The following is a 9,619-nucleotide window of genomic DNA, read 5'->3' as shown; positions in this document are numbered from 1 at the left end:
GTTTCTTCATTCTGGATCGTCACTTTCATCATGCGATCCACCTTAACGACCGGTCCGAAATTCCGCGACCACCTCTGCAGACACTCGACCCAGAAATCCCATAGTCAGCTTCGTCCAACAAAGCTATCGCACGCATTGACAATAAAATGGTCCAGCGCGAAGGACCCGGCCACCTTCGGCAAGCAGCCTGGCTTTCGCATGGTTAAAATCGCGCATCCTCACCGCGCGACAACCAACCTTTTGTGACCAAGCACAAATCACAAACAGCTAAACATCCCGTAACGCCACCGAAGGGCCTGTCCCCACGCGTATAGATTGCCAAATCCGCCCCTTCACCCTAGCCTTCGCCTGTCCCAACTCGAAGGTTTCCATGCTCTCTCTCCAGTTTTTCTTGACCGCCCTCGTCGTCGTCATCGCCCCAGGTACTGGCGTGATCTACACCCTCGCCTTGGGCCTTGGCCAAGGGCGCCGGGCCGCGCTGTGGGCGGCGCTGGGATGTACCTTCGGCATCGTACCACACCTCGCGGCGGCAACGTTGGGACTGGCCGCGATCCTGCACACCTCGGCCCTTCTGTTTAACATCGTGAAGTTTGCAGGTGTCGCGTATCTGCTGTGGCTGGCATGGGGCAGCTTGCGCAGCGGCGGTGCACTGAACATCGCGTCACAGCGCAGCGCCGACGCAGGCTGGCGCATCGCGCGGCGGGGCGCGTTGATCGACATCCTGAACCCGAAACTGTCGATTTTCTTCCTCGCGCTGCTGCCCCCGTTCCTGTCGGGCAACGCCGCCACAGCAACGTTCGAGATGACGACACTTGGCCTGGTGTTCATGGCGATGACCTTTGCCGTGTTCGTGCTCTACGGCACCTTTGCTGCCGCCGCCCGGCAGTGGATCCTTGGGTCCGAGGTGGTCATGCGCTGGCTCTCGCGCAGCTTTGCCGCCGTCTTTGCGGCACTCGCAGGCCGACTGGCTCTGGAACGTGCATGAGTGACGACTGGCTTTGGTTCGAGGGTGTCATCGAACCGATGGAGCGGGGGAAGAACACGTACACGGTCCTACGTCTGCCAGACACAGTGACTGCGGCCTTGCCGCCCAAAACCAGGCGGATCGAGGGCGAGTTCGGTGATTTCCCAATCAACCTTGCGGTGACGAAAGCGCCGGTGATCAACGGCCTCTTTGTCTACACAGGCAAGACATTTCTGCGCGACAGCGGGCTTGAGGTTGGTCAACCCTTCGAGGCGCGTGTGCGCCCCGTCGACCCAAATCTGGTTGATATGCCCGACGACGTTCTGCTGGCCCTCCGCAGTGCCGGACGCGCCGAAACATGGGACGCTTTGACACCGGGCCAGCAGCGCTCCAGATTGCATCTTGTCAACACGGCCAAAAGGACCGACACCCGGGCCAAACGCATTCAGAAGCTGATCAGCGAGCTATGACAAGAATCCCCCGCGTCCCCCTTGCCCTTGGTCTGGCTGGCCTTGTCCCATTTGTGTGGGGCGCCGTGACCGTTCTGAATGACGGACTTGCAGCATGGGGCTCACAAGCATTGGGCCCCCGTTTCGTCGGACCATATGTCCAGCTGTTTTACGGCTCGGTCATCCTGTCATTCATGTCGGGCGTGTTGTGGGGCTTTGCCACCAAGGCAAACGGGGCACAGGCAGCCACGGGCTACGTCTTGTCCGTGATCCCGGCGCTTTGGGCCTTCTTCATGACGGGCGGCGGTCCCACCAGCGCGGGATTGAACCTGATCTTCGGCTTCGCGGGCCTGCTCATGCTGGACTTCGCCTTTTTCCGCTGGGGTCTGACACCGCGGTGGTGGATGAGACTGAGACTGCTCCTGACGGCCATCGTCGTGGCCTGCCTTGCGATTACGGTGATCTGATGAGCGATCGGGAAACCCTGCAGGTCTATGCGGACAAGGCCACCGACTATGCCAAGATGGTCAATGAAACTGATGCAAATCCGATGGTTCAAAGGTTCATTTCGGCCGTGCCCAAGGGCGGCACCGTTCTGGACATCGGGTGTGGCCCGGGCTTTGCCGCCGCCGCAATGGCACAGGCTGGTCTGGCAGCGCATGCATGGGACCCCGTGCCCGAAATGCTGGAACTGGCCAGCGCACACACAGGCGTCAACGCAAGACAAGCAGGATACGACAACCTCACGCAGTCAGACACGTTCGACGGCATCTGGGCCAACTTCTCGATGCTACACACACCGCTTTCCAAATGGCCCGACCAGTTCGCGGCCATCCACCGCGCCCTGAAACCAAAGGGCATCTTCCACTTCGGCACCAAACTCGGCACCGGGGAAGCGCGGGATAGCATCGGCAGGCTCTACTCCTATATGACCGAACCCGATCTCAACGACCTGCTCACCAGCACGGGCTTCACCCTCACCTACGCCCGCACAGGGGAAGAGGCCGGACTGTCTGGCGAAATCGCCCCCTTCATCGTGGTCCAGGCCCATGCCTGAGCTTTTTGCGTATACCGACGGGGCCTGCTCCGGAAATCCTGGGCCCGGCGGTTGGGGGGCCCTGTTGCGGGCCATGGACGGCGACAGGATCGTCAAGGAACGCGAATTGAAAGGTGGAGAGGCGCAAACCACCAACAACAAGATGGAATTGATGGCCGCCATCTCCGCCCTCGAAGCCCTGGGCAAACCATCCACCATCACGGTGGTCACTGACAGCAACTACGTCAAAAACGGGATCACCAGCTGGATCCATGGCTGGAAGCGGAACGGGTGGAAGAACGCGGCCAAGAAACCCGTGGCCAATGTCGACCTGTGGCAACGGCTGGATGCAGCACAGGCCCGGCACGATGTGACTTGGGAATGGGTCAAGGGGCATGCCGGACACCCTGAAAATGAGCGCGCGGACGAGCTGGCACGCGCAGGCATGGCCCCCTTCAAGGGCAAATGACGTAGGGGCATTTCCTCCCGATCCGCCTCAAACAGACACCAGCCATGTGATTTTTACATCAAATGTTACAGGTAGTTTATCGGCTAACCATCTGTTAAAAATATATTATCTCACCCTCACCACGGCTGGTCCTCACTTCACCCTGCCATATCCATGACAGTTTGTGACCGAACGGTCCCTTATTGTTACAGCCCCAGTCCTCTATCTCTTTCCCAAGACGAACGGCCAAGCGCCGAAATGCAAAGGAGAAGAGATCATGACACTGAAAGCCACCAAAACCCCGCTTCTGATTGTTGCCATCGCAACCGCCGTCACCATGACCAGCTTTGCACCGGCAAATGCGCAAGCCGTCTGGGCCAGCGCCTCGGCCGACACCGAAGCCGCACAGGTGTTTGACGCCAACTTCAAGGTAAAGGTGAAAAAGCACAAGTTTCACCACGGCTACAAATACCATGGCGGCCACAAGTACCACCACGGCCACAAGTACCACGGCGTGAAGAAGAAAAAATACGTAAGCCCAAAAACGAAGTTCAAGAAAAAGGTGCTGATCAAGAAATTCTTCTGATCACACGGCAGCTCGTTACACGCCCATCTCGACGGCCCGCCTCTTCCCTCATGGCGGGTCGTTTGCCTTTGCCGCCTTCGCAAACACGGTCTGAAGGTCGGACCGGCTTGGGTCGCTCGACCTGAAGCACTATCTTGTAGCAGGGCACCGCTGCCGCACCCCGTCAGAAGGCATGACATGTCAAATCCCAAACAACATCTTTGCAGCGTGATCGGTTTGGCGTTCTTGTGCTCGACACTTTCAGCCAGTGCCGACAACACGACAACCGGCACAACCAGTATCGTGACGCAACCAAAACTGATCCAACGCCCGGCGCCAAACAGCAGGGCAAACCGGTTCACCAGCGGCGTGCGCGCCGCAAAGCCATCCAGTCACGTGGGGCCCAACTTCCGTTCGGCACATCCATCCAGCCATCTTGGTCCGAATTTCAGGACAACGCGGCATGGCGCCGACAGTCCCAAGCACTGACCCCTTGTCAGGCCATCGCCGGGGGCGGCATCACTTGCGCCAATGGGTCGGGACGATGATCAGTGCACCAATGGACGATACGATCGCGTTCAGCCCTGGGCTCGAAAAACCAAATCCAAACATCAGCCGCACGAAATAGAACAGGAAAGCGCCACCGATACAGATGATGATGGACTGCACGATCCCGTTATGGGTAAATCGCGACTTTTCCGAGATGTAGCCAACAATGCCCGCAATCACGACGGTGCCGATCAGGGTGGGAAACATGGGCGGCTCTCCTACAATTGGGTCCCTTTGGACAGCGGCATGCCGCGCAGGAACATTTCGGCATCCTGCGCGCCTTTGCCCGCCCGTTGCAAGCGGGTCAGGCGCACGGCACCACGGCCACAGGCAATGGTCAGGGCATCGTCAAGGGTCGCACCAGCCGCACCTGCACCTTCAACCAACACTGACCCCAGCACCTTGATCCGCATGCCGTCATGTTCGAACCACGCCCCGGGAAAGGGCGACAGGCCCCGGATCTTACGATCCACCTCTGCCGCATCCTGCGTCCAGTCGATGGCCGCCTCGGCCTTGTCGATCTTCGTGGCATAGGTCACGCCCACGTCGGGCTGTGGCTTTGCGGTCAGGGCGGGCAACTGGTCGAGGGTCCGCACAACCAACGCAGCCCCGATACCGGCAAGCCTGTCATGCAGCTGCGCGGTGGTTTCGGTCGCCCCAATCGGTGTTGCCTCGCGCATCAGCACCGGCCCGGTATCCAGCCCCGCTTCCATCTGCATGATACACACGCCCGTCTCGGTATCACCCGCCATGATCGCCCGGTGAATGGGCGCGGCCCCACGCCAGCGCGGCAACAGGCTCGCATGGATGTTCAGGCAGCCATGAGTCGGCGCATCAAGGACGGGTTGCGGCAGGATCAGGCCATAGGCGACCACAACAGCGATATCCGCGTTCAGCGCCGCAAAGGCCTCCTGTGCCTCGGCATTGCGCAGCGACACCGGATGACGCACATCCAGGCCCATGACCTCGGCGCGCGCTTGCACCGGACTGGGCCGGTCCTTTTTCCCCCGTCCCGCCGGTCGTGGCGGCTGGGTATAAACACAGGCAATTTCGTGGCCCGCCACATGTAACGCATCAAGGGCAGAGACCGAGAAGTCTGGCGTTCCCATAAAGATCACGCGCATGTCACCTGGCCTTTCTTGCCTTGCGGATCAGCATGTCCCGTTTCACCCGCCCCAGATTGTCGAAATACATCCGCCCGGCCAGATGGTCGATCTGGTGCTGCACACTGCGCGCTTCCAACCCCTCGAACGTCCGGCGATCAATGATGCCATCGGCATTCAGAAAACGCACGGTGACAGTCTTGGGCCGTGGGACCTCGGCCGAAACGCCAGGCAGGTTCGGGCTCGCTTCCGTGCCCTTCACAATCTCCGCATCGGCCTCCAGCACTTCGGGATTGGCCAACAGGATACGGCGGCTGCGATCTTGCGTGGCATCCACCACGGCAAGGCGCAGCATCACCCCGATCTGTGGGGCAGCAAGGCCAACACCCGGCATCGCGTCCATCGCCTCGACCATGTCTGCCCAAATCCCGCGCACGTCGTCGGTAATCTCGGGCACATCCGCAGCCGCCGTCCGAAGCCGCACGTCAGGCCATGGGACAAAAGGGCGAACCGTCATACTTGCGCCTCATAGGCATCCAGAATTGTACTGCGTTGGGCGTCGTCCACCCGGTCCAGCGTCACGATACCATCCAGATGGTCCAATTCGTGCTGGGCACACAGGGCAGCAAAGCCCGTCAGCCACTGCTCCTGAACGACGCCATCCAGATCGGTCCACACCATGCGGACTGAGGTCGGGCGCTCCACTTGTGCCGTGACACCCGGGATCGACAAGCAACCCTCGCCCATGCTGGCCAACTCTTCCCCGCGCTCCAGGATATCCGGGTTGATGCAGACGACCGGGCTACGCTCCCCGTCTTTCCACGTCACGTCCATCACGAACAGGCGCGCCAGCTCGCCGATCTGCCGAGCGGCCAAACCGCGACCGGGCGCGGCATACATTGTGTCCAGCATATCCTCGGCCAGGGCCAGCACCTCGGGCGTCACAGCCTCAACCGGGGGACAGACCGCCTGCAAAAGCGGATGCGGCCAGGTCAGGATCTCGCGCAGGCTCATACGCGGGCACGTTCCCGCTTCAACTTCTGCATCTTGCGGGTGATCAACTGGCGCTTGAGGGGCTTGAGGTAGTCGATGAACAACTTGCCGTCGAGGTGGTCTATCTCGTGCTGCACGCAGGTGGCCCAAAGGCCATCCATGCCCTCGACACGCTCTTTTCCGTCACGGTCGATCCACCGGACCTCAACCTCAGCCGGGCGGGTTACATCCGCAAATTGCTCGGGGATGGACAAGCATCCCTCTTCATAAGTGTTCAGCTCATCGGACGACGCAAGAACCTCGGGGTTGAACATGATCAAGGGACGGGGGGCCTCTCCCTCCTCCTTGACGCAATCCAGCACGATCAGCCGGGTCAGCACACCCACTTGCGGGGCGGCCAGCCCAATCCCCGGCGCGTCATACATGGTTTCCAACATGTCATCGGCCAGACGACGCAGCTCATCCGACAGATCGGACACGGCGTCCGCCGTCTTCTTCAGGCGTGGATCGGGGTGCAAAAGGATGGGTCGTTTCATGCCCCTGCATGTAAGCCAACACCCCGGGCATCGCAATGTCCCCTTGCGCCTGCCCACGCGCACGCTAGCCTGCGCCCAAATCAGAACCGGAGACCCCCCATGAGCTTTGACACCATCATCGACCGCCGCGGCAGCCATTGCGTGAAATGGGACATGATGGAGAAGATCTATGGCGTCGATGGCGACCGCGGGCTGGCCATGTGGGTAGCCGACATGGACTTCCGCCCGCCACAAGGCGTGCTCGACGCGGTGCAGTCACAACTCGACCACGGAATCATCGGCTATTTCGGGGACGACAGCAAATACCGCGAGGCCATCCAGTGGTGGATGAAAGACCGGCACAACTGGACAGTGCATGCGGACCAGATCTTTACCACGCATGGGCTCGTCAACGGCACAGCCATGTGTGTGGACACGTTCACGCAGCCCGGCGATGGGGTCGTCCTCATGACACCCGTGTACCATGCCTTTGCCCGGGTCATCACGGCCAACAACCGCCGCGTGGTTGAGTGCGAGATGCCCATGACGGACGGGCGGTACACCATGGATTTCGATGCATGGGACGCGCAGCTGGACGGGTCCGAAACCATGCTGATCCTCTGCTCTCCTCACAACCCCGGCGGGCGCGTCTGGACGCGCGAGGAACTGGAGGGCGTCGCGGCCTTTGCCAAGCGGCACAAACTGATCCTCGTGTCGGACGAAATCCACCACGACCTTGTCATGCCCGGCCACAAGCACATCCCGATGTCGCACATTCCGGGGGTCGAGGATCGGCTGATCATGATGACGGCCACGACCAAGACATTCAACATCGCAGGCTCGCATTCGGGCAACGTGATCATCGCCGATCCGGACCTGCGGGCCAGGTTCGCGCAACGCATGGCGGCGCTGGGTATATCGCCCAACTCGTTCGGGCTGTTCATGGCCACGGCGGCCTACTCACCCGAAGGGGCGGCGTGGACGGACGAACTGGTCGCCTATCTCGACGGCAACCGGAAACTGTTTGACGAGGCGGTGAACGCGATCCCCGGCCTCTATTCCATGCCTTTGGAAGCCACATATCTCTCATGGGTCGATTTCGACGGCACCGGCATGACGCGCGAAGAGTTCACCAAACGGGTCGAAAAAGACGCCTGCATCGCGGTCAACCACGGCCCGACCTTTGGGCAAGGCGGTGACAGCTGGCTGCGGTTCAACGTCGCCACGCCCCGCGCACGGGTGCAGGAAGCGGTGGAGCGGTTGGCGGAAGCGTTCGGGGATTTGCAGTAGGGATTGAAGCCGCAAGCGCGCTACGCCATGTGCGGAACCAATGGCCACTCTGAGCCCAATTTGCACATTGGTTGGAATGCAGAGAATGTCTGTTCTTCTAGCTTGCCTGATAAACCGCAGAGTGCCGCAACTCAGGTTTCAAGTGAGGTTGTGCCGCGATGCGGTTTATCGCTGTATCTGTCTCACCATCGATTATGCGAAGGGTCATCCAAGAATAGGACACCACAACTTGGTCCGAAGACCCCAAGCTTCGAAACGTCTTTTCCAGAGCTTCCGGCGGAATCTCCCAAATCCCGACATCCTTACCCATTGCTTTGGCAAAGCCCCAGCGGGTTTGCCAAAGGTGCTCTGCGCAACAACTGGAATTTGCTGATAGAGGGGCCGAAGAGTTACCCGTTGACGAGCATTTCGCTTTCCTTAACAGTAAGCAGCCGCCTTGCTGCCGGACCGTAACTTCCTGCTGACACATTCAACTCAGGGAAAATCGTGAGCAATTCCGCGCGTGGCTTTTCGTCCAAAGCACCCAAGCCAAAGGATCCCGGGTGGAAACTCTCTGTCCATGCACCTTGGGCGTTAACGACTTCGTGTTGATCAAACAGGATGTGGTAATAGCACACGGACTCTGCGTCCTCCACCTCGGCGACCCCATCGCGTGCCAGCAGACCCTTGGCCGGAGCAAGCAATTCAGAGGAACCGAACAATAGCTCAGCTTGAATATCCATCACCAGCACTCTGTGTTGTGGCGAGACAACCAAATCAACTTCCGGGTTGTTGGGTCCAAGAGCTCCTGCAGAAATGCGAATTGGGGCGATGTGCGGATGCACCTCCAGATCCGAACGCGACAATTCTTTGCGACCGATCCAACGCACCTTTTGGCAGCCGTTATCCCGCGTAACAACAAGGTCGCCAACGTTAAGATTTTCAACGGCGACTTGCCCACGATTTGTCAGGATTTGCATACCCTGCGCAAAGCATACAACATCAAAGGTGATGTCGCTTATCCCAACCTGACCCGTTCGGGACGTACCCGGAGCCCTGAGGAAAGACACTTCCAAACGTACAATGGGCTGATCGATTGTGACGGTTACGGAGTCGGGTGCGCCAGTTGTGTTATAGCCCCCGTTTGATGCGCCGGTAGCCCTAACCGTATTTGCGTCATCCAACACATGATACGATTCCAGATCGGAAAACGTTATCGGGATCGGATTGCCGTCTTCATCAAACGCAAGTACTTGAACCGTGTCTTGAAATTGTGTGCCAACCGCATCGACATCAAAGATTTCGAAGCTCAGATTTTCAACCGCTGAATCGAACACAAAGGTTGATGTCCTTGGATCGGTTGTAAAGCTGCTTGCTGCGGAAATGTGTCCACCGGCCCCCCGGTTTAAAATCCAGTCACCGCGTCCAATCGGATTGTCCGAGTCGATATCAACAGTGACGGAATCAGTTCCGTCCGTGACGACAACGTCTTCCGCTGAGGGCGCCCTGATCGCCGCCCAATCCAAAACCAATGGCATTTAAAAAGCCCCCCAGACTTACACAATAATAGTCTTGGTTAACACGATTCGTGTACTAGTTGTGTAAATAATCAAGCACGATTGTATCGCGACAGGAAACAATGGAAGATCCGAAATATGCCAGCATATTTGATGCCCAAAGCCACACATGAAGCGCTGTTTGACGCACTGAAACCCGTGAAAGAAAGAA

General features: G+C 59.1%; 14 protein-coding genes. 8 read left to right on the top strand and 6 right to left on the bottom strand.

The window, feature by feature from the left end; genetic code table 11:
* The 7 genes from Q1A75_RS17645 to Q1A75_RS17615 all read left to right on the top strand — a co-directional run.
* Window positions 1-246, top strand: a 246-nt coding sequence (locus tag Q1A75_RS17645) for a hypothetical protein (RefSeq protein WP_299592608.1), incomplete at its 5' end; no start/stop codon positions are given.
* 124 nt (window positions 247-370) lie between these two features.
* Window positions 371-985 carry a LysE family translocator gene (locus Q1A75_RS17640; protein WP_299548826.1) on the top strand — a complete coding sequence of 205 codons (615 nt, stop codon included), beginning with the start codon at window positions 371-373 and terminating at the stop codon, window positions 983-985.
* Window positions 982-1,434, top strand: a complete 453-nt coding sequence (locus Q1A75_RS17635) for a YdeI/OmpD-associated family protein (protein ID WP_299548823.1) — start codon at window positions 982-984, stop codon at window positions 1,432-1,434. Before Q1A75_RS17640 ends, Q1A75_RS17635 begins: the two co-directional genes overlap by 4 nt.
* Window positions 1,431-1,880, top strand: a complete 450-nt coding sequence (locus Q1A75_RS17630) for a DUF3429 domain-containing protein (protein ID WP_299548820.1) — start codon at window positions 1,431-1,433, stop codon at window positions 1,878-1,880. The genes Q1A75_RS17635 and Q1A75_RS17630 overlap by 4 nt, the downstream gene beginning before the upstream one ends.
* The gene (locus Q1A75_RS17625; RefSeq protein ID WP_299548817.1) at window positions 1,880-2,470 is read left to right on the top strand and encodes a class I SAM-dependent methyltransferase; all 591 of its coding nucleotides are present in this window, start codon (window positions 1,880-1,882) and stop codon (window positions 2,468-2,470) included. Before Q1A75_RS17630 ends, Q1A75_RS17625 begins: the two co-directional genes overlap by 1 nt.
* On the top strand, window positions 2,463-2,918 hold the full coding sequence (rnhA, locus tag Q1A75_RS17620) for a ribonuclease HI (protein ID WP_299548814.1): 456 nt from the start codon (window positions 2,463-2,465) through the stop codon (window positions 2,916-2,918). Before Q1A75_RS17625 ends, rnhA begins: the two co-directional genes overlap by 8 nt.
* Window positions 2,919-3,174: 256 nt before the next feature.
* The gene (locus Q1A75_RS17615; protein WP_299548811.1) at window positions 3,175-3,483 is read left to right on the top strand and encodes a hypothetical protein; all 309 of its coding nucleotides are present in this window, start codon (window positions 3,175-3,177) and stop codon (window positions 3,481-3,483) included.
* 498 nt (window positions 3,484-3,981) lie between these two features.
* Here the strand turns inward: Q1A75_RS17615 and Q1A75_RS17610 are convergent, their stop codons facing one another.
* Genes Q1A75_RS17610 through def (Q1A75_RS17590) form a run of 5 tightly spaced genes read right to left on the bottom strand, consistent with a single transcriptional unit; the run spans window position 3,982 to window position 6,643 of the window.
* Window positions 3,982-4,218 (bottom strand): hypothetical protein, encoded by a 237-nt coding sequence (locus Q1A75_RS17610; RefSeq protein ID WP_189368226.1) that lies wholly within the window; start codon window positions 4,216-4,218, stop codon window positions 3,982-3,984.
* A gap of 11 nt (window positions 4,219-4,229) precedes the next feature.
* Entirely contained in the window at window positions 4,230-5,135 is a 906-nt protein-coding gene (gene fmt / locus Q1A75_RS17605; RefSeq protein ID WP_299548808.1) for a methionyl-tRNA formyltransferase, read from the bottom strand.
* A gap of 1 nt (window position 5,136) precedes the next feature.
* Window positions 5,137-5,631, bottom strand: a complete 495-nt coding sequence (def, locus tag Q1A75_RS17600; protein ID WP_299548806.1) for a peptide deformylase — start codon at window positions 5,629-5,631, stop codon at window positions 5,137-5,139.
* Window positions 5,628-6,128 carry a peptide deformylase gene (gene def, locus Q1A75_RS17595; protein ID WP_299548802.1) on the bottom strand — a complete coding sequence of 167 codons (501 nt, stop codon included), beginning with the start codon at window positions 6,126-6,128 and terminating at the stop codon, window positions 5,628-5,630. The genes def (Q1A75_RS17600) and def (Q1A75_RS17595) overlap by 4 nt, the downstream gene beginning before the upstream one ends.
* Window positions 6,125-6,643, bottom strand: a complete 519-nt coding sequence (gene def / locus Q1A75_RS17590; protein WP_299548800.1) for a peptide deformylase — start codon at window positions 6,641-6,643, stop codon at window positions 6,125-6,127. The genes def (Q1A75_RS17595) and def (Q1A75_RS17590) overlap by 4 nt, the downstream gene beginning before the upstream one ends.
* Before the next feature lie 99 nt (window positions 6,644-6,742).
* Between def (Q1A75_RS17590) and Q1A75_RS17585 the strand changes: the two genes are divergently transcribed.
* Complete coding sequence (locus Q1A75_RS17585) at window positions 6,743-7,912, top strand: MalY/PatB family protein (RefSeq protein WP_299548797.1); 1,170 nt, start codon at window positions 6,743-6,745, stop codon at window positions 7,910-7,912.
* A 389-nt stretch (window positions 7,913-8,301) separates the two neighbouring features.
* Here the strand turns inward: Q1A75_RS17585 and Q1A75_RS17580 are convergent, their stop codons facing one another.
* Complete coding sequence (locus tag Q1A75_RS17580; RefSeq protein WP_299548794.1) at window positions 8,302-9,429, bottom strand: Hint domain-containing protein; 1,128 nt, start codon at window positions 9,427-9,429, stop codon at window positions 8,302-8,304.
* Window positions 9,430-9,619 lie beyond the last annotated feature (190 nt).

The organism is uncultured Tateyamaria sp. (assembly GCF_947504105.1).
GTDB lineage: Bacteria > Pseudomonadota > Alphaproteobacteria > Rhodobacterales > Rhodobacteraceae > Tateyamaria.
This window is presented reverse-complemented; position numbering and strand designations above follow the sequence as displayed.

What these genes read in the sequence shown, in the direction of transcription:
- Q1A75_RS17640 (WP_299548826.1), top strand. Translation starts at nt 371, where the DNA reads ATGCTCTCTCTCCAGTTTTTCTTGACCGCCCTCGTCGTCGTCATCGCC.
- Q1A75_RS17635 (WP_299548823.1), top strand. Translation starts at nt 982, where the DNA reads ATGAGTGACGACTGGCTTTGGTTCGAGGGTGTCATCGAACCGATGGAG.
- Q1A75_RS17630 (WP_299548820.1), top strand. Translation starts at nt 1,431, where the DNA reads ATGACAAGAATCCCCCGCGTCCCCCTTGCCCTTGGTCTGGCTGGCCTT.
- Q1A75_RS17625 (WP_299548817.1), top strand. Translation starts at nt 1,880, where the DNA reads ATGAGCGATCGGGAAACCCTGCAGGTCTATGCGGACAAGGCCACCGAC.
- rnhA (WP_299548814.1), top strand. Translation starts at nt 2,463, where the DNA reads ATGCCTGAGCTTTTTGCGTATACCGACGGGGCCTGCTCCGGAAATCCT.
- Q1A75_RS17615 (WP_299548811.1), top strand. Translation starts at nt 3,175, where the DNA reads ATGACACTGAAAGCCACCAAAACCCCGCTTCTGATTGTTGCCATCGCA.
- Q1A75_RS17610 (WP_189368226.1), bottom strand. Translation starts at nt 4,218, where the DNA reads ATGTTTCCCACCCTGATCGGCACCGTCGTGATTGCGGGCATTGTTGGC.
- fmt (WP_299548808.1), bottom strand. Translation starts at nt 5,135, where the DNA reads ATGCGCGTGATCTTTATGGGAACGCCAGACTTCTCGGTCTCTGCCCTT.
- def (WP_299548806.1), bottom strand. Translation starts at nt 5,631, where the DNA reads ATGACGGTTCGCCCTTTTGTCCCATGGCCTGACGTGCGGCTTCGGACG.
- def (WP_299548802.1), bottom strand. Translation starts at nt 6,128, where the DNA reads ATGAGCCTGCGCGAGATCCTGACCTGGCCGCATCCGCTTTTGCAGGCG.
- def (WP_299548800.1), bottom strand. Translation starts at nt 6,643, where the DNA reads ATGAAACGACCCATCCTTTTGCACCCCGATCCACGCCTGAAGAAGACG.
- Q1A75_RS17585 (WP_299548797.1), top strand. Translation starts at nt 6,743, where the DNA reads ATGAGCTTTGACACCATCATCGACCGCCGCGGCAGCCATTGCGTGAAA.
- Q1A75_RS17580 (WP_299548794.1), bottom strand. Translation starts at nt 9,429, where the DNA reads ATGCCATTGGTTTTGGATTGGGCGGCGATCAGGGCGCCCTCAGCGGAA.